Source organism: Streptomyces humi (assembly GCF_001005085.2).
GTDB classification, from domain to species: domain Bacteria; phylum Actinomycetota; class Actinomycetes; order Streptomycetales; family Streptomycetaceae; genus Streptomyces; species Streptomyces humi.
In genome coordinates, this window is sequence record NZ_LBMU02000040.1 from 100,681 (window position 1) to 125,046 (window position 24,366).

Here is a 24,366-nt window from a genome sequence, read left to right on the forward strand (position 1 = left end):
GCCCGAAGCCGCAACTGTTCCTTGCGACTTCGGGCCCTTCCACGTCAGGCCGTACCTACTCCAGGATCCTGAGCGGTTCCCCGGTGCTCCACTCCTCCAGCACCCCGCGGTGGACGGCGGTGATACCGGCCTCGGTGGCGATGCTCAGGGCCTCGGGGGTGAACGGGCAGGTCGCCACGTAGAGCGCCACGTCCGCGCTGTACAGAACCTTGGCGGCGCCGATGAACTTCTGGACCTCGGGGCTGGTGATGTTGAGGTAGGGCGCGAACCTCTTGCACTGGACGACAAGGCGCCGGCCGTCGGCCGTGAGTCCGATGATGTCGACGCCCCGGTCGCCGTGGCCGCCCTGTACGACGACGTTGGTGCACCCGTCGCGGATCAGCAGTTTGGCGACGTGCCGCTCGAACGCGCGGCCGTTCATGGCGTCCATGGCTGCCATGACTCCGATGGTGGGGCGGTCGTCCCGGATTCCTTCGAGCCTTTTGAGCCGGGTGTGGTGCTGGTGGAGCCGCCGCTCGATGCGCTGGACTCCCGTCCGCAGCGCGATCAGCTCCGCGCGGTGTTCCCCTGATGTCTCGATCAGGGCGTTGAACATCGGGACGACGGTTTTTCCGAGGATGTGGGTGATGCGCCGGTCGATGCGGTCGTCGAGACCGGGGAACTCGGTCGGGGCAGAGTTTTCCACAGGCTGTGTTCGGGCCAGGTACTCCATGTCGAGGAGATACACACGCACCTGACGTGCGACTTCGCTGTCCCGGAGCAGCATGGCGATGTTGAGGATGGTGCGACGAGAGAGGAGGGCGAGGGACCTTGTGCGTGACTGGATCCCACTGAGTTCCTTGAAGGAAGTCAGTTCTGAACCTGTCAACACGCGGTAGCCGCTGGCTTCGAGTTCTTCCCGATGGTCATGGACGAGGGATGAGATGGCAGTGAGCCCTACCTCGAAGTACGCCGCCACCATCGCCGTAGTCACATGCGTCCCGTCCGGCAGCAGGGACAGCGCCTTCACCCTGTCGAGTACGTCGGTGCGGTCCAGCACGCTGCTGCGCAGGGTCTTCGACTCCAGCAACGCTGATTCGTTGATCATGTTCTGCCCTTCGGCTCGTGGTCGTGCGGCCGGGGCGGAGCTGTCGGTTCCCACCCCACCCGTTCAACGAGTCGCGACATGCGAAGGCACGACCGGTGAGGGCACTGAGGTGCGATTGCGGAGCGAAGTTCCACGACATGGAAGGGCCCCGCCTGGGAAGCCCAGGCGGGGCCCGTTCGCAGGTGCGGGGCGTCAGCCGGTGGTGCCGCCGAAGAAGTTGGTACCGCCGTTGTTGCCGCCGTTGTTGTTCCCGTTGCCCACGTTCACCGTGGTGAGGGTGATCTGTGTGCTGCCGGGGTCCTGGACGCTGGTGTTGGCCTGCGGGTCCTGGCTGGCGACGAGGGCGTTGTCGCCGGAGTCGCCGTTGAACTGGATGTTGGTGAAGCCGGCCGCCTGGAGGGTCTGCCTGGCCTGCTTCACGGTCTGGCCGACCACGCTCGGCACGGCCGTCTGCTGCTTGGCCTTGCCGATCTGGATGTTCACCGTGGAGTTCTTGTCGACCTGCGTACCGGCCTGCGGGTCGGTCGAGACGACCTTGCCGACCAGGTTGGCGTCGTCGGTCTCCACCTCGGAGCAGTTGCCGGTGAGGTTGTTGGCCTGCATCTGCGCCTTGGCGTCGTCACAGCTCTTGCCGCTGACGTCGGGGACCGTGGACTTCTCCTCGGCCTTGGCGACCTCCAGCGTGATGACCGAGCCCTTCTCCTTCTCGGTGCCCGGGTCGGGGTCCTGGCTGAGGACCGTACCCTCGTCCTGGGTGGAGACGGTCTTGGTGATCTTGACCTTGAAGCCCTTGTTCTCCAGCTGCGTGGTCGCATCGTCGACGTTCTTGCCGATCACGTTGTCGACCGCGACCTTCGGCGCGCCCGTCGAGATGACCAGGTTGACCGTCGAGCCCTTCTTGACGTCGGTGCCCGACTTCGGGTCCTGGTCGCAGACGCTGCCCTTGGGCTGGTCGGCGCAGGTCTTGCTGGTGGTCGCCAGGACGAGACCGATGTTGTCGGCCATCTTCTTGGCGGAGTTCTCGGTCTGCCCGACGAAGGCCGGCGTGGAGACCGTGTCGTTGCCGGCCCCGCCGCCCCCGAACGCCCACTTGCCGATCAGGATCGCGCCGACCAGCACCAGGACGCCGGCGACCACGAGCAGGATCGTCGACGTGTTGTTCTTCTTCTGCTGGCGGCGGCGGTCCGGGCGGTCGTCGTAGCCGTAGCCGCCGTCGTCCGGGTTCATGGGCGGCAGCATGGTGGTGGCGCCGGCGTCCGCGCGCAGCGCCGTGGTCGCCTGGTCGTCCGGGTAGCCGCCGTAGCCGACGGAGCCCATGGCGGCGGTGGCCGCGACCGGCTGGCCGTCCAGGCACGCCTCGATGTCGGCGCGCATCTCGTCGGCCGACTGGTAGCGGTAGTTCGGGTCCTTGACCAGGGCCCGCAGGACGATCGCGTCCATCTCGGGCGTGATCTCCGGGTCGAACACCGACGGGGGCTGCGGTTCCTCACGTACGTGCTGGTAGGCGACGGCCACGGGGGAGTCGCCCACGAAGGGCGGCCGTACCGTCAGCAGCTCGTAGAGGAGGCAACCGGTCGAATAGAGGTCGGAGCGGGCGTCCACCTGCTCGCCCTTGGCCTGCTCGGGAGAGAGGTACTGGGCGGTGCCGATGACCGCGGCCGTCTGGGTCATGGTCATGCCGGAGTCGCCCATGGCGCGGGCGATGCCGAAGTCCATCACCTTGACCTGGCCGTTGCGCGTCAGCATGACGTTCGCCGGCTTGATGTCACGGTGGACGATGCCGCTGCGGTGCGCGTACTCCAGGCCCTGGAGGATGCCGATGGTCATCTCCATCGCGCGCTCGGGCAGCAGCTTGCGTCCGGAGTGCAGCAGCTCGCGCAGCGTCGAGCCCTCCACGTACTCCATGACGATGTACGGGATCGAGACCCCGTCGATGTAGTCCTCGCCCGTGTCGTAGACCGCGACGATCGCGGGATGGTTGAGCGAGGCGGCCGACTGAGCCTCCCGGCGGAACCGGGCCTGGAAGGACGGATCACGCGCGAGGTCCACGCGGAGCGTCTTCACGGCCACCGCGCGGCCGAGCCGCGTGTCATGCGCGAAGTAGACCTCCGCCATGCCACCACGGCCGAGCACGTGGCCCAGCTCGTACCGGCCGCCGAGGCGACGCGGCTCTTCCATAGCTACCTACCAGCCCTCTCCGTCGGTCCCGGCCGCCACGGGTGTGTGGCCGGAGGCTGCCGTCCGGGCCTACCGTACCCGGCTGTGTTTGTGTGACCTGGCCAAGCCCGTAACCCGATACAGGACCGGTATCGCAACGTGCACCGATGTGAAGCGAACGTGATCGGGCTCACTTCTTGGAGTTGATGACCGCCTCCATCACGCTCTTCGCGATCGGGGCCGCGAGGCCGCCGCCGGAGATGTCGTCACGGTTGGCCTGGTCGTCCTCGATCACCACGGCGACCGCGACCGGCTTGCTGCCGTCGGGGAGCTTGGCGTAGGAGATGAACCAGGCGTAGGGGTTCTCGCTGTTCTCCACGCCGTGCTGGGCGGTACCGGTCTTTCCGCCCACGGTGACGCCGTTGATCTGCGCGTTCTTGCCCGTGCCGTCCTTGACGACGGTCTCCATCATGGACTGGAGGATCTGGGCGTTGGAGGAGGAGAGCGGCTGGCTCATCTCCTCGGGGTCGGTCTGCGAGATCGTGTCGACGCCCGACGACTGTAGCTTGTCGATCATGTACGGCTTCATCAGCTTGCCGTCGTTGGCGACCGCGGAGGCGACCATGGCCATCTGTAGCGGGGTCGCGGCGGTGTTGTACTGGCCGATCGAGGACAGCGCGGTCTGCGAGTCGTTCATGTCGTCGGAGAACACCGAGGCGCTGGAGCGGACCGGGGTGAACTGCTCGGAGTCGAAGCCGAACTTCTTCGCCTCGGCGAGCATCTTGTCGTTGCCGAGGTCGGAGCCGATCTTGCCGAAGACAGTGTTGCAGGAGACCCGCAGCGCGACCCGCATGGTCGCGTTCTTGCAGGGGATGTTGCCCTCGTTCTTCAGCTCGGTCGTGGTGCCCTTCATGATGTAGGGCAGCGGTGAGTCGGTGGCCTGGTCGGCCGAGGTGTACAGCCCGTTCTGGAGCGCGGCCGCTGCGGTGACCACCTTGAAGGTGGAGCCCGGCGGGTAGGTCTCGCGCAGCGCCCGGTTGAGCATCGGGTCGTTCGGGTCGTACTTCTTCTGAAGCTTCTTCCACGCGGCGGCGTCGGTGTTCGAGTTGCCGGCGAACACCGAGGGGTCGTACGACGGGTACGAGGCGAGTGCCAGGATCTTGCCGGTGGACGGGTCCAGGGCCACGACCGCGCCCTTGCCGCCCTGGCTCTTGAGACCGTTGTACGCGGCCTTCTGCGCGGCCGCGTTCAGCGTGGTGACGACGTTGCCGCCCTGCTTCTGCTTGCCGGTGACCATGTCGAGGGTGTTGCGGAAGAAGAGCCGGTCGTCGTTGCCGGTGAGGATGCCGTCCTCGAGGGACTCCAGCTGGTTGGCGCCGAAGGCCTGCGAGGCGTAACCGGTGACCGGCGCCCACATGGCGCCGTTCTTGTAGGTGCGCTTGTACTTGAGGTCGTTGAGACCGGACGAGCTGGACGCGGTGGAGCCGGTGATCGGGTTGCCGTCGACGATGATGTCGCCGCGCGGGGTGGAGTAGCGGGCGATGGTGACGCGGCGGTTCTTCGGGTCCGTCCGCAGGGTGTCGGCCTTGACGTACTGGAGCCAGTTGTCGCGCAGCAGCAGGGTGAGGACCAGGAGGCCGCAGAAGATCGCGATCCGGCGCAGGGGCTTGTTCATGACGGGCGGACCACCTGGGTCATCTCGGCGTCGGGGGTGGCGGCGGGGGCGGGTGCCGGGCGGCGTGCCGTGTCGCTGATTCTGATGAGGATGCCGATGAGGGCCCAGTTGGCGATGACGGAGGAACCGCCGTAGGCCAGGAACGGCATGGTCATACCGGTCAGCGGGATGAGGCCCATGACACCGCCGGCGACGACGAAGACCTGGAGCGCGAAGGCGCCGGAGAGGCCGACGGCGAGCAGCTTGCCGAACGGGTCGCGGGCGGCGAGCGAGGTGCGCACACCGCGTTCCACGATCAGGCCGTAGATCAGCAGGAGCGCCATGATGCCGGCCAGGCCCAGTTCCTCGCCGAAGGTGGCGAGGACGAAGTCCGAGTTGGCGGCGAACCGGATCAGGTCCGAGTGGCCCTGGCCGAGGCCGGTGCCGAGGGTGCCGCCGGAGCCGAAGGCCCACAGCGCCTGCATCGACTGCTCGGAGTGGCCGGCCACGCCCTGCTGGCTGAGCGTGTACTCCTTCATCGGGTCGAGCCAGGCCTGGACACGCTGCTGGACGTGCGGTTCGAAGCTGGCCACGCCGACCGCGCCGGCGCCGGACATCAGCAGTCCGAAGACGATCCAGCTGGTCCGCTCGGTGGCGACGTACAGCATGATCACGAACATGCCGAAGAACAGCAGTGAGGTACCGAGGTCGGTCTCGAAGACCAGGATGAGGATGGAGATGAACCAGACGACCAGGATCGGGCCGAGGTCGCGGCCGCGCGGCAGGTAGAGGCCGATGAAGCGACGGCTGGCGAGCGCGAGGGCGTCCCGCTTCACCATCAGGTAGCCGGCGAAGAAGATCGCCAGGACGATCTTGGCGAACTCACCGGGCTGGATGGAGAAGCCGGCGACCGAGATCCAGATCTTCGCGCCGTAGATGTTGGCGCCGAGGCCCGGGACGAGCGGGAGCAGCAGCAGGAAGAGCGCGCCCACCATGGAGATGTAGGTGTAGCGCTGGAGGACGCGGTGGTCCTTGAGGAAGATCAGCACCACGATGAAGAGCGCGATGCCCATCGCCGTGTAGAGCAGCTGGCGGGGGGCCGCGGTGCCGGCCTGCTTGATGGACTGGAGCAGTTTGGACTGGTCCAGCCGCCAGATGACGACGAGTCCGAGGCCGTTGAGCAGTGTGGCCAGCGGCAGCAGCAGCGGGTCCGCGTAGGGGGCGAACTTGCGTACGGCGAGATGGGCGACGCCGGCCATCAGGCCGAGGCCCAGGCCGTAGCTCAGCAGGCCCGCGGGGACCTTGTCGTCGATGGCGAGGCCCACGTTGGCGTAGGCGAAGACCGGGATGACGACCGCGAACACCAGGAGGGCGAGCTCGGTGTTGCGCCGGCTCGGCGCGCCGATCGCACCGATCGTGGACGTGTGGTGTGTCGAGGTGTTGGTGGAACTGCTCATGGTGTGACGGGGCCTCTCACGGCTTGCCTACTGCTTACCGCACAGCGAGACGACCTTCTGCTCATCCTCCGAGAGGGTGGGGCCGGGGCTGGGGGTCGCTGAGGGGGACGGGGACGGTGACGCCGTGGAGGACGCCGATTTCGAAGGGCTTGGCGAGGCCTTGGACGTGAGAGAGGTCTTGGTGGTTCCCGTGGTGCCGCCGGCCTCGCCCTGGCCGGTCTTGGAGCTGGTCTTCGACTCGGACGCGGCGCGCTCCGACTCCTTCTTGCAGGCGGACGCCTGCACGGACAGCTCCTGGACCTTGGACTGGGCGTCCTTGAGGCCGCCCTCGGCGATGGTGGCCTTGACCTGCTTCTGCTGGTAGGGCGGCAGGTACTTGAGTTCGATCTCGGGGTGGTCCTGTTCGACCTTCGACAACGACACCCAGGCCAGGTCCTGGCTGATGCCCTGGTACAGGGCGACGTGCTCGCCGTTGGCGCCGACGTAGTACTGGGTCTGGGTCCAGCGCCAGCCGCCGTAGAGGCCCCCGCCGATGACGGCGAGGGCGAGCACGCTGTAGAAGGATCTCTTCAGCCACTTGCGGCCCTTGCGGGGCTTCACGAAGTCGTCGTCGGTGTAGTCGCCGAAGCTGCCGTCCGGGACGTAGCCGGTGGTGTCGCCGGAGCCGGGGGGACCGAACTCGCCGCCTCCGCCGTGGCCCTGCCTGCCGAGGCTGGCGGCGCGGCCCGCCGGGGTCTGCATGAAGCCGTTGTCGTGCAGGTGCTGCTGGTTCTCGGCGACGGCGCCGACCACCACGGGGGTGTCGGAGAGCTGGCTCGCGAGGGTGTCGCCGGTGTCCAGGTCGAGGACGTCCGCGATGATGACGGTGATGTTGTCGGGGCCGCCGCCGCGCAGCGCGAGCTGGATCAGCTCCTGCACGGTCTCCTGCGGGCCCTGGTAGCTGGCGAGGGTCTCCTCCAGGGTCTGGTGGGAGACGACGCCGGAGAGTCCGTCGGAGCAGATGAGGTACCGGTCGCCGGCGCGCACCTCGCGGATGGAGAGGTCCGGTTCGACGTGGTCGCCGCTGCCCAGCGCGCGCATCAGCAGGGAGCGCTGCGGGTGGGTGGTGGCTTCCTCTTCGGTGATCCGGCCCTCGTCGACGAGCCGCTGCACCCAGGTGTGGTCCTGGGTGATCTGGGTGAGCACACCGTCACGCAGCAGGTACGCGCGGGAGTCGCCGACGTGGACGAGGCCGAGGCGCTGGCCGGTCCACAGCAGGGCGGTGAGGGTGGTGCCCATGCCCTCGAGCTGCGGGTCCTCCTCCACCATGGCGCGCAGCTGGTCGTTGGCGCGCTGCACGGCGTGGCCGAGGGAGGTGAGGATGTCGGAGCCGGGCACGTCGTCGTCGAGCGTGACGAGGGTGGAGATCACCTCGGAGGAGGCGACCTCGCCGGCGGCCTGGCCGCCCATGCCGTCGGCGATGGCGAGCAGGCGGGGACCGGCGTAACCGGAGTCCTCGTTGCCCTCCCGGATCATGCCTTTGTGCGATCCGGCGGCGAAGCGCAGTGACAGACTCATGCGCACCTCGCCCGTCGGCTCCGGGTACATCCGCACGGTGCCCACCCTCCGGTCGGGAGCGCGCAAGGGGCCGGCGTCCGGTCCGCCGCTGCGTGCTCGCTCCGCTCGCGCCTAATCATGATGTAGCACTACTTCCGCAGCTCGATGACGGTTTTCCCGATGCGGATCGGTGCGCCCAGCGGGATCGGCGTCGGAGTCGTCAGCCGGGACCGGTCCAGGTACGTGCCGTTGGTGGAGCCGAGGTCCTCGACGATCCACTGGCCGTCGCGGTCCGGGTAGATCCTGGCATGGCGGCTGGAGGCGTAGTCGTCGTCCAGCACGATCGTCGAGTCGTGGGCGCGGCCCAGGGTGATGGTCTGGCCCTGGAGGGCGACCGTCGTCCCGGTCAGCGTGCCCTCGCTGACGACCAGCTTGCTGGGGGCGTTGCGCCGGCGGCCGCCGCTCGCGGGCTGCTGGCCGCGCTGCTGCGGGGGCGCGGCCTGCTGCCGGGCGGCGGGCTGCTGCCGGCGGCCTTCTTCCCTACGCGATCCGCGCTGGGTGACGCGCGTACCGAACAGGTCGCTGCGGATGACCTGCACGGCCACGATCACGAACAGCCACAGTACGGCCAGGAAACCCAGCCGCATGACCGTGAGGGTCAGCTCTGACATTGCCCCCGCTTCACCCTTCGGCTTGCCGGTAAATGATGGTGGTACTGCCCACGACGATCCGCGAGCCGTCGCGGAGCGTAGCGCGGGTGGTGTGCTGCCCGTCCACCACGATGCCGTTGGTGGACCCGAGATCCTGGATCGTCGAGGGCGTTCCGGTCCGGATCTCGCAGTGCCGGCGGGAGACGCCGGGGTCGTCGATCCGCACGTCGGCCTCGGTGCTGCGGCCCAGCACGAGCGTCGCGCGGGAGATCTGATGGCGGGTGCCGTTGATCTCGATCCAGTAGCGGGTGCGGGAGCCGGGCGCGGAGGCGCCGACCGGGCCCGAGGGGCCGGCGGGGCGCTGGCCCGCGGGCTGCGACGGCTGTGGGTAGCCGTAGCCGCCGGGGCGCTGCGGGGCGCCGGGCGGCGGTGCGCTCGGCATCGGCGGGGCTGCGGCACCGCCGGCCGGCGGGTAGCCGTAGCCGCCCGGCCGCTGCGGGGCGCCGCCCGCGGGGGCCCGGTCCGGTGCCTGCTGGTTGCTGGAGGAGGCGAGCGTACGGCTGCGCACCCGGTACAGGCCGGTGTCGAGGTCGTCGGCCTTCTCCAGGTTGACCTTGATCGGCCCCATGAAGGTGTAGCGCTGCTGCTTGGCGTAGTCGCGGACCATCCCGGCGAGCTCGTCGCCGAGCTGCCCGGAGTAGGGGCTGAGCCGCTCGAAGTCGGGGGCGCTCAGCTCCACGATGAAGTCGTTGGGTACGACGGTCCGGTCGCGGTTCCAGATGGTCGCGTTGTTGTCGCACTCGCGTTGCAGCGCACCGGCGATCTCAACGGGCTGGACCTCGGACTTGAACACCTTGGCGAAGGTGCCGTTGACCAGACCTTCGAGACGCTGCTCGAACTTCTTCAGGACTCCCACAGGGCACCTCCTCTGTCGCCTTGCCCGTACTGCCTGCCGTTACCGCTACTGCTCACTGATCGTATCTACGCGCCCGGCAATCAGCCGGTTCCCCGAGCGGCCCCCCTTCGAACCGATCGGTTCGCTTCTCCTGTCAAGGATCGGCGCTTCTTCTTCCCAGGATCGTAGAGGTGGCTCACGACCAGTGTCCCGCACCTGACTGTGGACCCGATCCGTCTCCTGGACAGATGGCACGGACCGGTACGAGGTTGATACGTGAACGCCGACTGCTGGGTACGTGATCTTCAGGTGAGCGCTGCCCAGGGACAAGGGATGTGAACCCACCCTGTCCCACGTGCTAGTGTTCTGGATGTCGGAAGGGGCCAGCCCGGGAGAACGGGGCGGGAACCGGAGGACACACCCAATGCGCGGGTGGCGGAATAGGCAGACGCGCTGGATTCAGGTTCCAGTGCCCGCAAGGGCGTGGGGGTTCAACTCCCCCCTCGCGCACAGAGAGATACCGAAGAAACGGGTCTCCGCCGGTGACGGAAGTCACGGCGGGGGCCCTTTCTCGTTGTCCCGACTCCCGCCAGGCCTGTGAGCCATCGCACCCCCGACCGCGTCCCGGCCGGCCCGCCGTGCGCCGACTCGTGAGCTATCTCACGGGCGGTGCCTCGGCCGGGATGAACGCCGAAGAGACGGACCGGCCCTTCCGGCAGCGGTGGTCCGGGAAAGAAGGCGGAGAGCGTGGGGCGTGGGGTCGGTCGCTACCGGGCGGGGCGGAGTGCTGCTCCATCGGAGTGACGTCCGGTCGGCCATGGACGAGCGGGTTCGAGGGCTCGTACGTGCAGGTCACGGGCGGTTGTGGGGGCTGTTTCGCGCCATCGTGGGGGAGGCTTCTGCGCGAATCCGGTGTTTAGCTAGACCTAAAGGTGGCATCCTTGAGGAAGCGCCAACGTCCGCTGTGGCAGCTTGAGTTGGGGGTCGTACGATGAGCATATTCGCTCGTGGTGAAAGCAACGCCGAGTTAGTCGGAGCCCAGTTGGCACGGCAGGCGTCCGCATCCCTGGCCGGTCTGCTGGCCGGGCTCGGCACGTCGCGTTCCGACCTCGCCAAGGCCATGGGGGTGAGCCCTGGCCGGGTCAGTCAGATCATGTCCGGCGACGCGAACCTGACGATACGCACGCTGGCCGCCGCGGCGGAGGCGCTCGGAGCCGATGTGGAGATCAGGTTCTCGCCTCGGCTGCCGGAAACCGCCCAGGGCCTGCCGGTGACCGGCGCGGAGCCGTTGTCCCTGCACAAGAGCGGTGTCTCCGCGCACCGTTGAACGCGCCGGGTCGCCGCCGCTAGACGCGGTTGCGGCGGAGGCCGAACCGTCGTCGTTGCACGGGCAGCGCCGAACTGTGGAAGGCGTCGCTCGGCAGCGCGTCGGCCCGCAGTCTCTCCAGCTCGGCCTGCTCCGTGCGGCGCCCGTGCAGATAGGCGCAGAGCAACAGGTCCCCGCAGCGGTTGAAAGCCTCACCGAAAGCACTGCGGCACCGGTAGACCTCCTCGGCGGTGGGATCCCGCAGCCACCCGTCCACGTCCCGGCGGGCCTGGTCGGTCTTCGTCTGCACGTCGAGCGCGTGGATCATGGCTCGGTCGGCCGTGTCGAAGAGACCGTTGACCGTCTTGTGGAGCGTGGGATGCCGGTCCACCAGGTAGTTCCTGAGATCGTGCACGAACACGCGAAGCTGCGTCGGTTTCTCGAAGCCGTCCAGGAACCCGGTGCTCCAGCTGTGCGCGTCCAGCAGCATCCGGTACTCGAGCCGGTCCCTGAACCAGGCGATGCCGAGCGTCATGAACTTGACGTAGGGCTGGGTCGTGTCGTCCTGCCTCTTGCGGGGCATGGTCGTGACCCCGGTCGCCAGGCCCGCGGCCACCGGTGGCAGCTTGGCCAGATGGGGAAGGGCCAGCCCGGCGGCGACACCCACCGCACCCGTCAGCACGAGGACCAGGACCGTCAGGCCGGTGGACCGCCAGCTGCCCGTCAGCCGGCCCTTGCCGACGGAGTGCCGGACCAGGCCGATCCACGCGAGACCGGCGCTCAGCATGGCCGGTAAGGCGTAACCGGACAGCCAGCTGTGGTGGTACCAGGTCATGAACGGCCCCAAGTCGGCACGGACAGGGAGGACCGTCGCAGGCGAGCAGAGGGCGAGCCGGGCTCCCCGTCGGCGTGTGCGCCCGGCCCTCTCACCACAGGCCCGTCGCGGGTCGATTGCAGCGAGTACCGGAGATGATGTCACCCACCGCGTCCCCGTGGCGTTACTTTGCGCAACAGGCCGCCACGGAATGCGGCGATCCGGCCACCCCGGGGTTTCGCACGGCCGAGCGACCCGTGCCCGCAGGGAGGAGGTGACGGTCACTTCGCTACTGCGACCCGGGCCGAGTGTCCACATTCCGAGTCGGACCGGCCGCGGGGGACCGTGGCGACCGGATTGGCTCGATAACTTCGCTCGGCACCTACGGTCGACGGCCATGCTCGGCACCCGCTCGCCGGGGCTCGGTCCTGGGCCGGGGTGGTCGGTCGGGTGGTCGTCGGGTGTTCGTCGGGTGGTCGTCGGGTCTCCTCGGGCGGGTACACGCGGCGACACCGGCCCACCTCGCCCAAACCACCCCGAAGTTGTCCACAGGGTCTGACGGGTTTCGGCCCCCGCCTGTACCGTCTCCACGAGTTGATGTTCGAGCGTGTGCGGTGTGGCGTACGGGGGAGGCGGTCGACGTGACCGGAGTTGACGGGCCGACGACGGCGGGGGTGCGCGTGCTGCCCTCGCCGAAGGGCTTCGCGCAGTGGCCGCCGAAGGGCTCGCCCAAGGAGGAGGGCAAGGCGCTGCGTTCGGCTGTCCCGCGTGCCGCCCACGCCACCCTCGACCTGGACGCCTCCCGGCCCGACGCGGTGAGCGCGGTCGAGGAGTCCAACCGGGACCGCCTGGCGGAGCTGGTCCCGATAAGGGTCGGCAGGATGGCCGCGTCCCCGTTCGCGTTCCTGCGCGGTTCGGCCGGGCTCATGGCGCACGACCTGGCGCGCACCCCGATGACCAGGATCGCCACCCAGATCTGCGGCGACGCCCACGCGGCCAACTTCGGTCTGTACGGCGACCCGCGCGGCGACCTCGTCATCGACCTGAACGACTTCGACGAGACGGTGCGCGGCCCCTGGGAGTGGGACCTCAAGCGGCTCGCCGCCTCCCTGGTGCTGGCCGGCCGGGAGGCGGGCGCCGACGAGGACATGTGCCGCAAGGCGGCGGGCGACGCGGCCGGTGCCTACCGCCGCACCATGCGCCTGCTGGCCAGACTCCCGGTGCTGGACGCGTGGAACGCCATCGCGGACGAGGAACTGGTCTCCCACTCCGACGCCCACGACATGCTGGGCACCCTGCGCCGGGTCTCGGAGAAGGCCCGCGCCAACACCAGTGGCCGGTTCGCGGCCCGGTCCACCGAGCCCACCGAGGGCGGCGGCCGCCGCTTCGTGGACGCCGCGCCGGTGCTGCGCCGGGTCGCGGACGCGGAGGCGGCGGCGGTCACCGCGGCCCTGGAGCACTACGTCGGCACGCTCTCCGAGGACCGCCATCCGCTGCTCGCCCGGCACGCTCCGCACGACGTCGCCTTCCGGATCGTCGGCACCGGCAGCGTCGGCACCCGCTCCTATGTCGTCCTCCTTCTCGACCACCGCGGCGAGCCGCTGATCCTCCAGGTCAAGGAGGCCCGGCCGTCCGCGCTCGTGCCGCACCTCGCCACGGCCGGCTTCGAGACGCCGGTGGCCGACCACGAGGGCCGCCGGGTGGTGCTCGGCCAGAAGCGGATGCAGGTGGTCAGCGACATCCTGCTCGGCTGGACCACGGTGGACGGCCGCCCCTTCCAGGTCCGCCAGTTCCGCAACCGCAAGGGCAGCGTCGACCCGGCGGCCCTGTCCCCCGACCAGATCGACGACTACGGCAGGATGACCGGCGCCCTGCTGGCCCGCGCCCACTCGCACAGCGCCGACCCGCGCCTGATCGCCGGCTACTGCGGCAAGAACGAGGAACTGGACGAGGCGGTCGCCGCGTTCGCGGTCACCTACGCCGACCGCACGGAGGCGGACCACGAACACCTGGCGACCGCGGTGCGCACGGGACGGATCGCGGCGGAGCTGGGGGTGTGACCCGGAGGTGCGCAGATGAAGTACGTCGACATACGGGGCGACTGTGACCCCGGCCCCTACCTGGTGCGGCTGCCGGAACTCGCCGGCGGCCTGCCGCCCGGTGCCCGTGCCTTCGCCACCGACCCCCGTCACTACGCCCCGGGCGACCGCCACTGCGTCCAGGACCTGCACCCCCTGGACGCGCGGCGCCCCGCCCGGGACGCCGTGGAACTCCGTTTCCGGCACCACCGCGCCGGACCCGGCGAGGACCTGGTCGTCCGCTACACGGGTGTCTCCCGGTTCCAGACGGACATCCTGGGCGCCTGCGACCTGGCCTCGCTCGGCGAGGTCATCCTCGACGAGATCCTGCCGCACCCCGACGGCTGCACCCACGAGCTCGCCTGCCGACCCGGCACCCTGGTGGTGGCCTGCACGGACCTGGTCGCCGAGTGGGTCCCGGCCACCGACGACGAGAACAGGCCCTAGTCTGGTCGGGTGACGACCCCGGAAGCTGAGCAGTCCAAGGCACCGCGGCCCGAGGAACGCCTGGAGCGGGCCGTGCGGGCCGCCGAGCAGGCGTTGATCGAGTACGAGATCGCCGTCGAGACCTTCCGTGTCGAGGTCGAGAACTTCTCCCGCCTGCACGAACAGAAACTCGGCCCCCTCTACCTCCGCCTCGAGGAACTGGACGCGCGGATCGCGGAGGCCAAGGCCGCCCGCACCGGCGACCCCGCGGACATCCGCGCCGCCGAGGAGGCCCGCGCCCGGGTCATGCCCATCCCCGGCGTCGAGGAACTGCTGCACGGCTGGATGGACAGCGACGGTCTGTTCCCGGAGGCCGTGTCCATGCTCACCGAGCAGGAGGTACGGCCCCCGCAGCGGGTGCGGCCCAGCGAGGAGGCCCGTCGGCTCTACCGCGAGCTGGCCCGCAAGGCCCACCCCGACCTGGTGCAGGAGGGCGCCGAGCAGGAGCGGCGCGAGGAGTTCCTGAGCCGGGTCAACGCCGCCTACGCCCGTGGTGACGAGGCCCTGCTGCGCGAACTGGCCGAGGAGTGGGCGGCCGGCCCGGTCCCGCCGGAGCGCAAGCCGAGCCGCGCCGAGGAACTGTACGCCCGCCTCGAATGGCTCGCCCAGCGCAAGGAACTGCTCGGCCTGGTCGCCAAGGAACTGGAGGACGGCCCCATCGCCGGGCTGCTCCGGCTGGCCCCCGACGACCCGGACACCCTCCTCGACGAGATCGGCGAGCGGCTCCGCAAGGACGTGGCCGAGCGCGAGGCCGAACTGGCCACGCTGCTCGTACAGGAGTAGCGGTCGGGTAGCGTCGGAGCATGAACTTCGCAGCGCGTGTGCCCACGGTCGAGGTCACGGACCTCAAGGACGGCGACTTCCTGCTGGACGTCCGCGAGGACGACGAGTGGCAGGCGGGCCACGCCGGGGGCGCCCTGCACATCCCGATCAGCGAGTTCGTGGCCCGCTACGGCGAGCTGACCGAGGCCGCCCCCCAGGACGGCCGTGTCCACGTCATCTGCCGCTCCGGCGGCCGTTCGGCCCAGGTCACGATGTACCTGGTCCAGCAGGGCATCGACGCGGTGAACGTGGACGGCGGCATGCAGGTCTGGCAGGCGGCGGGCCGAGCGGTCGTGACGGACACGGGCGAAGAGGGCTTCGTCCTCTGAATCGCCCTGAAGCACCAAGCGCCCCGTCAGAAGCGCGAACCCCTGCGCAACCAGCCTCCTAGCGCCCCGCAAGTAGCGCGGGCCCCTGCGCGACCAGCCTCCTAGCGCCTCGTAAGGGGCGCGGGCCCCTGCGCGACCAGCCTCCTAGCGCCCCGTAGGGGCGCGGGGAACTGCGCGACCAGCCCCCACCCCGCCGCACTGAACACACGACCGGCCGCCCCCCCGTCTCTCCGCTCTACCCGTTTCTCCGCTCTACCCGTTTCTCCGCCCTACCCGTTTCTCCGCTACCCGTCCCTCTCCGCTACCCCAGCGGATAGGCGGCCAGCAGGTCCCCCAGCGCCTCCTCATGCGCCCCCGCCCCGCCGAGCGCCAGCTCGATCTGCTTCGCCCAGGCGTGGTACCGGTGCAGCACGTACTCCGTGTCGGCCCCGAACCCCCCGTGCAGATGCTGCGCGGTCTGCACCACCCGCCGCACCCCCTCCGCCGCCCAGATCTTCGCCACGGCCACGTCCCCCGCCAGGGGCAGTGCCCCGGCCGCCCCCGACGCGATCCGCCAGGCCGCCTGCCACAGCGTCGCCTCCATCGCCCGCAGGTCGATGTACCGGTCGGCGGTCTGCACGGCCACCGCCTGGAAGGTGGCGATCGGATGCCCGAACTGCTCCCGCTTCCCGGTGTACTCACTGGTCAGCCGCAGCACCCGGTCACCCACGCCGAGCGCCAGCGCACACGTCCCGGTCGCGAGCAGCTCCCGCAGCCACTCCCAGGCCCCCGGCTTCTCCAGCACGTCCCCCGCGGCGACCCGTACCGACTCCAGCCGCAGCTCACCGAGCCGTTCCCCGCTGGTCGACACCTGCTCGGCGAGCGTGACCCCGTCCGCTCCCGGGGCCCCCGGCGCCACCAGCGCCAGCACGTTCCGGTCGGTGCCGGTGTGCGCGGGTACGACGACGAGATCGGCGTCGTACGCCCATGGCACCGCCGTCTGCACCCCGTCCAGCACCCACTCGGCACCGTCCCGTCGCGCGGTCACCGCCAGTTCCGCCGCGTCGTGCCCGGTGCGTCCGCTCGCGGCCACGGTCAGCACCCGCTCGCCGCGCCCCGCCCGTGACAGCAGCCGGTCCCGCAACTCCTCGTTCCCGTAGGCCTGCACGGTCGCCAGGGCCGCGCTGTGTTCCAGCAACGGCACCCGGGCCAGCACCTTCGCCGACTCCCGCAGCACCAGGCACAGCGCGATGGCGTCCTGGCCCGACCCGCCGTACTCCTCTGCCAGCGGCAGACTCAGCAGGTCCGCGGCCGCCAGCCTGTCCCACAGTTCCCGGTCGAAGCCCTCGGCCACGGCGCCGGTGGTCAGCGCCGGGCTCGGCGCCGCGTCCGGCGCCACCCCGGCGAACACCCCCCTTGCCGCCTCGGCCGCCGCCAACTGCTCCTCGGTGAAGGTGAAGTCCACGGTCCTGTCCTCCCGGCGGTCCACGCTGATCTGACGGTCCGTCAAGATAGAACAGGTTCTAGAAGAAGGGAACCTAAAACCGCTGCGACCACCGGTGTCCGCCGTCGTACGCTGTCGGCCGCTGTCCGCCGACGGGGACGGACACACGAGGGAGGACACCATGGGGATCCGAAGCCTGACCCGTGCCGAGGCCGAGAGCCGGGCCGCGCTGATCTCGGTCGACCGGTACGACGTGGACATCGACCTCACCGCCCTGCCCGAAGGACCGGAGATCCGCTCTGTCTCCACCATCACCTTCACCTGCTCCGAGCCGGGCGCCGAGACCTTCGTCGACTGCGCGGCAGAGGTCCGCGCCGCCACCCTGAACGGCACCCCGCTCACCCCCTCCGGCGACGGCCGGATACCGCTGCCCGGCCTCGCCGCGCACAACGTGCTGCGTGTGGAGAGCGTCCAGGCCGACACCGCGGCCGGCGAGGGCGTGCACAGGGCGACCGACCCCGCCGACGGCGAGGTCTACGTCTGGACGAGCTTCGAACCCGACGAGGCCCGGTACGTCTGGGCCTGCTTCGACCAGCCCGACCTGAAGGCCCCGCACGCCTTCACCGTCACCGCCCCGGCCGCCTGGACCGTGCTCAGCAACTCCGGCGGTCCGCGGGTCGAGGAGCAGGGCGACGCCCGCCGGTGGACCTTCCCGGACACCCCGCCGCTGTCCGCGTACAACACCGTCGTCAACGCGGGCCCCTTCCACGGCATCCGCCGCGAGGCCGACGGCCACGACCTCGGCATCTACGCCCGCCGTTCGCTCGCCGAGATCCTCGAACGCGACGCCGACGAGATCTTCACCCTGACCCGGCAGGGCCTCGCCTTCTACGCCGAGGCCTTCGCGATGCCGTTCCCGCAGCGCAAGTACGACCAGGTGTTCATGCCCGAGTTCGGCGGCGCGATGGAGAACTACGGCTGTGTGACCTGGTCGGACGGGTTCCTGCGGCGGGCCGAACCGACGCCCGCCGAGCGGGAGCTGCTCGCCGTGGTACTGCTGCACGAGATGGCGCACATGTGGTTCGGCAACATCGTCACCATGCGCTGGTGGGACGACCTCTGGCTGAACGAGGCCTTCGCCGAGTTCGCCTGCCACTGGGCCGCCGAGGGCGCGACCCGTCACACCGACGCCTGGGCCGGCCACCTCGCGAGCGACAAGCTCAAGGCCTACCTCTCCGACCAGGGCCCGGTCTCGCACCCGATCCACCAGCCCATCCACGACGTCGCCCAGGCCGCGTCGATCTTCGACAACATCACCTACCCCAAGGGCGCCTCCGTCCTCCACCAGCTGATGACCTACGTCGGCGAGGACCGCTTCCGCACCGGCATGGCCGCCTACTTCGCCCGGCACGCCTGGGGGACCACCACCCTCCAGGACCTGATCGACGCCCTCGCCGAGGCGAGCGGACGTGACCTGACCGGCTGGCGGAAGGCCTGGCTGGAGACGGCCGGCACGGACCGCTTCACCCTGGAGCACGACGGTGACACCGTCACCCTGGTCGCCGACGGCACCCCGCGTCCCCAGGTCCTGGCGGTCGGCGCGTACGACCGTCACGGCGAGGCCCTGGAGCGCACCTCGCTCGTCCGCGTCGAGGTCACCGAGGCCCGCACCCCGGTCACCGGTCTGCCCGCCACCGCCGACCTGCTCCTCATCAACGACGACGACCTCACCTTCGCCACCGCCCGCCCCGACGCGGCCACCCGCGACACCTTCCTGCGCGCCGCCGCCCTGCTGCCCACGGCCATCTCCCGGGGCGTGGCCGCCGCCACCGTCTGGGACATGCTGACGGCGGGCGAGGCCACCGCCGCCGAGGCCGGGCGCTGCCTCACCGCGGTCCTGGCGGCCGAGACGTCCGACGCGGTGATCGAGCCCTGTCTGACCCTCACCACCAACATCGCCGAACTCTGGGCCCCGCCCGGCGAACGCCCCGCCCTGACGGCGGCCGTGGCCGAGGTCTGCCGGCGGCTCGCCGCCGACCCGGGCCGCCGCCAGGTCGCCCTGCGCGGCCTCGCCCGCACCGCGGACGCGGAGAGCCTCGCCTGGCTGCGCGACCAGGCGGGCGACGACATCGACCTGCGCTGGCGCGTCCTCGTCCGGGAGGCCGAACTCGGTGGTGACGTCGCCGCCGAGTCCGCCGCCCTGCTCGAACGCGACCCCGACCCGGAGGCCTGGGTCCGTGCCCTCACCGTCCGGGCCGCTCTCCCGGACGCCACGGCGAAGACCGAGGTCTGGCAGCGGCTGGCCGTGGACCGCGCGGTGCCCGTCCAACTGGTGGGCACGGTGGCCGCCTCCTTCTGGCGCCCCGGTCAGGACACCCAGCTCGCCCCCTACGCCGAGCACTACCTCGACGCGGTCCCCGGCCTGGACCAGGGCGGCATGATCCCGGCGATGACCTACACCTTCCAGCTCTTCCCGTTGTTCGCCGTCGACACCGCGTATGTCGAGAAGGCCCAGCAGGCCGCCAGGCAAGCGGCCCCCGTGGTCCGCAACTCCCTTCTGGAACGCTCGGACGCCGTCCGCCGGATGCTCCGCTCCCGGACCGCGGCCGTCTGACCTGCGGTGACCCCGGCTGCGGCGCCCCGGCACCGGTTGCCGGGGCACCGCGGCACCGGTTTCCGGGGCGCCGCGGCACCTTCCGGAGTGGTGACTGCCACGTCCACGGGACCGTCCCCGGGGCTGCGCCCGGCGGCCCGTGCTGAGTACCGTTCCGTGCGAGTGCCGGGCGGCGGCACACGGGCGGTCCCGGACCGGCCGTCCGGACAGTGCGGCGGGATCGGCGAACGGGGCGGGCATGGACGCGTACGACGAGGAGCCGGCCGGTGACCCGGCCGGCTCCCCTGGCCCACCCCCGGTCGTCGGCGTGGACGCACCCGCCGGCCCTCGTACCGGTGTCGCCGCGCTCTCGCCCCGCTACCAGGTCGGCGCGGCCCTCGCCCTGGCCCTGGTCGCGGTCGTCGTCTGTGTGCACCTCGGGATGGTCTTCCTGAGCGTCGCGCCGGCGAACACGGTGACCAGGCAGCACGGCAAGGCGATCGAGGAGTGGGTGTACCCGGAGTTCGAGCAGAACTGGAAGCTCTTCGCGCCCAACCCGCTCCAGCAGAACATCGCCGTGCAGGTGCGCGCCGACGTGCTGATGCCGGACGGCTCCACGACCACCACCGGCTGGAACGACCTCTCGGTCCAGGACGGCAGGGCGATCGACGGCAGTCTGCTGCCGAGCCACACCGTGCAGAACGAGCTCCGCCGGGCCTGGGACTTCTTCGTCACCACGCACGGCGCCGACAACCGCCCGATCGGTATGCGCGGCTCCCTGTCCGAGCAGTACCTGCGCCGGATCGTCGTGATGCGCATGTACGAACAGGACGCCACCAGCGAGAAGGGGACCATCCAGCGCGTCGAGGTGCGTTCCAGCACCACCAACGTGCCCCCGCCGGACTGGAGCGGCGAGAAGGTCTCGGACACCCCCGTCTACCGGGTGCTGCCCTGGTGGACGGTCACGTCCGACGAGGCGAACGGAAGTGTGCGGTGAGCCGTCTCGCCCTGTGCCTGTCCCGTGCCATCGCCCGGGTGACCGAGTCGGCGCTCGGCCCGTACCAGACGGCCGTCGTCCGGATCGGCTTCGCCGCCACCTGGCTGCTGTTCCTGCTGCGCGAGTACCCGCACCGGCAGGAGCTGTACGGCCCCGACGGCCCCTGGAGCTTCGGCCTGGCCCAGCGGCTGACGGCCGACAACCACGCCTTCACGGCGCTGCTGGTCTCCGACGGCCGGGTCTTCTTCGAGGTCTGCTACTTCCTGGCGGTGCTCTCCAGTGCCCTGCTGCTGGTCGGCTGGCGCACCCGTGCCACGTCGGTGCTGTTCATGGTGGGTGTGCTGTCCCTCCAGAACCGCAGCGTCTTCATGGGCGACGGCGGCGACAACGTGCTGCACCTGATGTCCGTCTACCTGGTGTTCACCCGCTGCGGCCAGGTGTGGTCCCTGGACGCGCGCAGGGCGGCCCGCGCGAGCACGGCACGCGCGCTCGGCGAACCGGTGCGCGACCGGGTGGGCCCCGCCCTGTGGGCGGTCTGCGGGCTCGTCCTGGGCGCGGCGGCCCTCACCGGCCGTACCGGAGGCGGCTGGCTGATCCCGGCCCTCATGTGGGCGACCTGGGCGGGTGCCGCCCTGTGGTGGGCGGTGGGCCGCTGGGCGCGCACTCCCCAGCCGCGGATCCTCCTGGACGTGATCGCCGACATCCTGCACAACGGCGCGATCTTCGTGATCATGGCCGAGGCCTGTCTGATCTACGCCACCGCCGGCTGGTACAAGATCCAGGGCTCCCGCTGGCAGGACGGAACGGCCGTCTACTACCCGCTCCACCTGGACTACTTCTCCCCCTGGCCGGCCCTCGCCGACCTGCTGTCCGCCAACGGCACGATGGTGATGCTGGTGACCTACGGCACCGTGATGGTGCAGGTCGCCTTCCCGTTCACGCTCTTCAACCGGCGTGTCAAGAACGTGCTGCTGGCCGCGATGATGACCGAGCACGCGGTGATCGCGGTCGTCCTCGGACTGCCGTTCTTCTCCCTCGCGATGATCGCGGCGGACTCGGTCTTCCTGCCGACGTCCTTCCTGCGCCGCCTCGGCGGCTGGGCGGCACGCGGGCGGGACCGGGTCCTGCGGCGCGAGGACCGGCCGCTGCCCGTGCCGCGCTCCCCCGAGGCCGACGAACAGCCCCGCGTAGGCTTCGGGGCATGACCGACCCCCTCGACCACTGGGCACGGCAGGCGGGCTCGGCCGTCCTGCTGGACGGCTTCCACGCCCTCAAGCACGCGCTGCGCTTCGGCGCGGAGGTGCCGGTGGCGGTCACGACGGACCGGACGGCGGCACTGGCCCTGGCCGGCGAACTGGCTCCGGACGTACGGGAGGCGCTGGACGCGCTGCTGACCGAGGTGGACGCGGCGTCGTACGCCACGCTCGTGCCGCGGCCGCACCCGACGGGCGTCGCCGCGTTGGCCGTACGACCGTCCCGCGAGGCCAACCTGCGCAGGCTGGCGCAGGCGCCGCGCACCGCCCCGATCGTCGTCCTCGACGAGCCCCGCAACCTCGGCAACGCGGGTGCGGTGATCCGCCTGGCGGCGGGCTTCGGGGCGACGGGAGTCGTCACGACGGGCACGCTCGACCCCTGGCACCCGACGGTGGTGCGGGGCGGCGCGGGACTGCACTTCGCGACGGCGGTGGAGCGCGTGCCGGTGGCCGAGCTGCCGGACGGGCCGGTGTACGCCCTGGACCCGGAGGGCGAGGACATCCGGGGCACGAAGCTCCCGGACGACGCCGTGCTCGCGTTCGGCTCGGAGCGCGCGGGGCTCTCGGCCGGGCTGCGCGCACGTGCCGACCATCTCCTCCGCCTGCCGATGCGCCCCCAGGTGAGCAGCTACAACCTGGCGACGAGCGTGGCGATGACCTTGTACCACTGGAGCGCGTTCTAGCGCGTTCTAGGGGACCCCGCCTGCGCCAGGGGCGGGGGGAACCCCGCGTCCGGCCCCGACGGCGCCGCACGATGCCGGCGGCCGGTACCCCAGAGCGCGGGCACCGGCCGCTCCGGCACCGCCGGTCACCACCGTCGCGGCCGCGCACCGTCGCGGCGGTCGAAAGCTGACGGCGATCGTAAGAAGCCGGCGTTCGAGAGAGGCGGCCGGCCGAGAGAGGCGGCCGGCCGGGGGCGGCGGTCCGGACGGGGGCGGCGGTGCGGAAGGTGACGGTGGTGCGGAGGGTGACGGCCGTCGGAAGGGGGCAATGGTGCGGAAGGTGACGGCGTCCGGAGGGTGACGGCCGTTGGAAGGGGACGGCCGTTGGAAGATGACGGCCGTCGGGAAGCGACGGCCGTCTGAAGGGGGCGGCGGTTCTACTTGGCGGTTATGCCTCTCGGCGGACCTCGATCACGCGGAAGCGGTTGGCTACGAACGCGCCGTCCGTCAGGGCCGCGTTCGCCGCCGCGTTGCCGCCCGACCCGTGGAAGTCGGAGAACGCGGCCGTCTGGTTCACGTACACCCCGCCGACCAGGTTCAGCGACAGCTGGGCCGCCTCCTCCAGGCAGACCTCCTCGACGGCGCGCTCCACGTCGGCGTCGACCGTGTACGCGCCGACCGTCATCGCGCCCTTCTCCCGTACCGTGCGCCGCAGCAGTTCCACCGCGTCGGCTGCCGAGTCGACGGCCACCGCGAAGGAGACCGGGCCGAAGCACTCGCTCATGTAGGCGGCCTCGTCGTCCGGCTTGGCCCCGTCCAGCTTGACGATCACCGGGGTGCGGACCACCGCGTCCGGGAACTCCGGGTTGGCGATCTCCCGGGAGGCGAGGGCGACCTCGCCGAGCCCGGCGGCGGCCTCCAGGCGGGCCTTGACGTCGGGGTTGACGATCGCGCCGAGCAGCGCGTTCGCGCGGGCGTCGTCGCCGAGCAGACCGTCGACCGCGCGGGCGATGTCGGCGACCACCTCGTCGTACGACTTCGGGCCCTCGTCGGTGCGGATGCCGTCGCGGGGGATCAGCAGGTTCTGCGGGGTGGTGCACATCTGGCCGCTGTAGAGGGAGAGCGAGAAGGCCAGGTTGGCCAGCGCCCCCTTGTAGTTGTCGGTCGACTCCACCAGCACCGTGTTGACGCCGGCCTTCTCCGTGTACACCTGTGCCTGCCGGGCGTTGGCCTCCAGCCAGTCGCCGAAGGCGGTGGACCCGGTGTAGTCGATGATCTTGATGTCGGGGTGGGTGGCGAGCGTCTTCGCGATGCCCTCGCCGGGGCGCTCGGCGGTCAGGGCGACCAGGTTCGGGTCGAAGCCGGCCTCGGCCAGGACCTGCCGGGCCACCCGCACGGTGAGGGCCAGCGGCAGCACCGCGCGCGGGTGGGGCTTGACCAGGACCGCGTTGCCGGTGGCGAGGGACGCGAACAGACCGGGGTAGCCGTTCCACGTCGGGAACGTGTTGCAGCCGATGACCAGGGCCGTCCCGCGCGGGACCGGCTTGAACGTCTTCGTCAGCGCGAGCGGGTCGCGCTTGCCCTGCGGCTTGCTCCACTCGGCCGTGTCAGGGGTGCGGACCTGCTCCGCGTACGCGTAGGCCACCGCCTCCAGGCCGCGGTCCTGGGCGTGCGGGCCGCCCGCCTGGAACGCCATCATGAACGCCTGGCCGCTGGTGTGCATGACGGCGTGCGCGAACTCATGGGTGCGGTCGCTGATCCGCTTGAGGATCTCCAGGCACACCACGGCGCGCGCCTCCGCGCCCGCGTCACGCCACGCGCGCTGCCCGGCCCGCATGGCCGGCAGCAGTGTGTCGACGTCGGCGTGCGGGTAGGTCACGCCCAGCTCGATGCCGTAGGGGGAGACCTCGCCGCCCACCCAGTCGTCGGTGCCGGGCTGGCCGAGGTCGACGCGGTTGCCGAGGAGGGCGTCGAAGGCGGCCTTGCCGGCCGCCGCGTCCAGGCTGCCGTGCTCGCCGTAGGCCTTGGGGTGCTCGGGGTGCGGGGACCAGTAGGCGCGCGTGCGGATCGCCTCCAGTGCCTGGTCAAGCGTGGGCCGGTGCTTGGCGATCAGCTCGTGCACGGTGAGTTCGGCGGTCATGCGGGACCAACTCCTCGTTCGGGTGAG

At 70.7% G+C, this 24,366-nt stretch carries 19 protein-coding genes and 1 tRNA gene; 10 read left to right on the top strand and 10 right to left on the bottom strand.

Annotation, left to right across the window (positions count from 1 at the left end):
• Positions 1 to 55: 55 nt before the first annotated feature.
• The 7 genes from AAW13_RS18930 to AAW13_RS18965 form a co-directional block, all read right to left on the bottom strand.
• Positions 56 to 1,087: a restriction endonuclease gene (locus AAW13_RS18930; RefSeq protein WP_046727643.1), complete on the bottom strand. Its 1,032-nt coding sequence runs from the start codon at positions 1,085 to 1,087 to the stop codon at positions 56 to 58.
• 192 nt (positions 1,088 to 1,279) lie between these two features.
• Entirely contained in the window at positions 1,280 to 3,265 is a 1,986-nt protein-coding gene (gene pknB / locus AAW13_RS18935; RefSeq protein ID WP_046727644.1) for a Stk1 family PASTA domain-containing Ser/Thr kinase, read from the bottom strand.
• Between the two features lie 169 nt (positions 3,266 to 3,434).
• A complete protein-coding gene (locus AAW13_RS18945) occupies positions 3,435 to 4,919 on the bottom strand; it encodes a peptidoglycan D,D-transpeptidase FtsI family protein (protein WP_046727645.1) in 1,485 nt (494 codons plus the stop codon).
• Entirely contained in the window at positions 4,916 to 6,355 is a 1,440-nt protein-coding gene (locus tag AAW13_RS18950) for an FtsW/RodA/SpoVE family cell cycle protein (RefSeq protein ID WP_046727646.1), read from the bottom strand. Before AAW13_RS18950 ends, AAW13_RS18945 begins: the two co-directional genes overlap by 4 nt.
• Positions 6,356 to 6,382: 27 nt before the next feature.
• Entirely contained in the window at positions 6,383 to 7,942 is a 1,560-nt protein-coding gene (locus tag AAW13_RS18955; RefSeq protein ID WP_206306238.1) for a Stp1/IreP family PP2C-type Ser/Thr phosphatase, read from the bottom strand.
• Between the two features lie 98 nt (positions 7,943 to 8,040).
• On the bottom strand, positions 8,041 to 8,562 hold the full coding sequence (locus tag AAW13_RS18960) for an FHA domain-containing protein FhaB/FipA (protein WP_046727648.1): 522 nt from the start codon (positions 8,560 to 8,562) through the stop codon (positions 8,041 to 8,043).
• A 10-nt stretch (positions 8,563 to 8,572) separates the two neighbouring features.
• Positions 8,573 to 9,457 (bottom strand): FhaA domain-containing protein, encoded by an 885-nt coding sequence (locus AAW13_RS18965; RefSeq protein ID WP_046727649.1) that lies wholly within the window; start codon positions 9,455 to 9,457, stop codon positions 8,573 to 8,575.
• Positions 9,458 to 9,862: 405 nt separating this feature from the next.
• On the opposite strand from AAW13_RS18965, the gene AAW13_RS18970 reads away from it, so the two are divergent.
• Positions 9,863 to 9,946: transfer RNA gene (locus AAW13_RS18970), tRNA-Leu, on the top strand.
• Positions 9,947 to 10,478: 532 nt separating this feature from the next.
• A complete protein-coding gene (locus AAW13_RS18975; protein WP_063777044.1) occupies positions 10,479 to 10,763 on the top strand; it encodes a helix-turn-helix domain-containing protein in 285 nt (94 codons plus the stop codon).
• Positions 10,764 to 10,782: 19 nt separating this feature from the next.
• Here AAW13_RS18975 and AAW13_RS18980 read toward each other — a convergent pair whose 3' ends face one another.
• Positions 10,783 to 11,577, bottom strand: a complete 795-nt coding sequence (locus AAW13_RS18980) for a hypothetical protein (protein ID WP_046727650.1) — start codon at positions 11,575 to 11,577, stop codon at positions 10,783 to 10,785.
• A 620-nt stretch (positions 11,578 to 12,197) separates the two neighbouring features.
• Here AAW13_RS18980 and AAW13_RS18985 point away from each other — a divergent pair.
• The 4 genes from AAW13_RS18985 to AAW13_RS19000 are packed head-to-tail and all read left to right on the top strand — an operon-like array spanning position 12,198 to position 15,271.
• Positions 12,198 to 13,616 (top strand): DUF2252 domain-containing protein, encoded by a 1,419-nt coding sequence (locus tag AAW13_RS18985; protein ID WP_046727733.1) that lies wholly within the window; start codon positions 12,198 to 12,200, stop codon positions 13,614 to 13,616.
• Between the two features lie 15 nt (positions 13,617 to 13,631).
• Entirely contained in the window at positions 13,632 to 14,081 is a 450-nt protein-coding gene (locus AAW13_RS18990; protein ID WP_046727651.1) for a hypothetical protein, read from the top strand.
• A gap of 9 nt (positions 14,082 to 14,090) precedes the next feature.
• On the top strand, positions 14,091 to 14,903 hold the full coding sequence (locus tag AAW13_RS18995; protein ID WP_046727652.1) for a hypothetical protein: 813 nt from the start codon (positions 14,091 to 14,093) through the stop codon (positions 14,901 to 14,903).
• Between the two features lie 38 nt (positions 14,904 to 14,941).
• Complete coding sequence (locus AAW13_RS19000) at positions 14,942 to 15,271, top strand: rhodanese-like domain-containing protein (protein ID WP_046727734.1); 330 nt, start codon at positions 14,942 to 14,944, stop codon at positions 15,269 to 15,271.
• A gap of 301 nt (positions 15,272 to 15,572) precedes the next feature.
• Here AAW13_RS19000 and AAW13_RS19005 read toward each other — a convergent pair whose 3' ends face one another.
• Positions 15,573 to 16,715 carry an acyl-CoA dehydrogenase family protein gene (locus tag AAW13_RS19005; RefSeq protein ID WP_046727735.1) on the bottom strand — a complete coding sequence of 381 codons (1,143 nt, stop codon included), beginning with the start codon at positions 16,713 to 16,715 and terminating at the stop codon, positions 15,573 to 15,575.
• Between the two features lie 160 nt (positions 16,716 to 16,875).
• On the opposite strand from AAW13_RS19005, the gene pepN reads away from it, so the two are divergent.
• The 4 genes from pepN (at position 16,876) to AAW13_RS19025 (ending at position 22,220) form a co-directional block, all read left to right on the top strand.
• Positions 16,876 to 19,308: an aminopeptidase N gene (pepN, locus tag AAW13_RS19010; protein ID WP_046727736.1), complete on the top strand. Its 2,433-nt coding sequence runs from the start codon at positions 16,876 to 16,878 to the stop codon at positions 19,306 to 19,308.
• Positions 19,309 to 19,546: 238 nt separating this feature from the next.
• A complete protein-coding gene (locus AAW13_RS19015; protein ID WP_046727653.1) occupies positions 19,547 to 20,284 on the top strand; it encodes a DUF5819 family protein in 738 nt (245 codons plus the stop codon).
• A complete protein-coding gene (locus AAW13_RS19020) occupies positions 20,281 to 21,489 on the top strand; it encodes an HTTM domain-containing protein (RefSeq protein WP_046727654.1) in 1,209 nt (402 codons plus the stop codon). Before AAW13_RS19015 ends, AAW13_RS19020 begins: the two co-directional genes overlap by 4 nt.
• The gene (locus AAW13_RS19025; protein WP_046727655.1) at positions 21,486 to 22,220 is read left to right on the top strand and encodes a TrmH family RNA methyltransferase; all 735 of its coding nucleotides are present in this window, start codon (positions 21,486 to 21,488) and stop codon (positions 22,218 to 22,220) included. Before AAW13_RS19020 ends, AAW13_RS19025 begins: the two co-directional genes overlap by 4 nt.
• Before the next feature lie 427 nt (positions 22,221 to 22,647).
• On the opposite strand, the gene paaN is transcribed toward AAW13_RS19025, so the two are convergent.
• Positions 22,648 to 24,339, bottom strand: coding sequence for a phenylacetic acid degradation protein PaaN (gene paaN / locus AAW13_RS19030; RefSeq protein ID WP_046727656.1), 1,692 nt, complete (start codon positions 24,337 to 24,339; stop codon positions 22,648 to 22,650).
• Between the last annotated feature and the right edge of the window lie 27 nt (positions 24,340 to 24,366).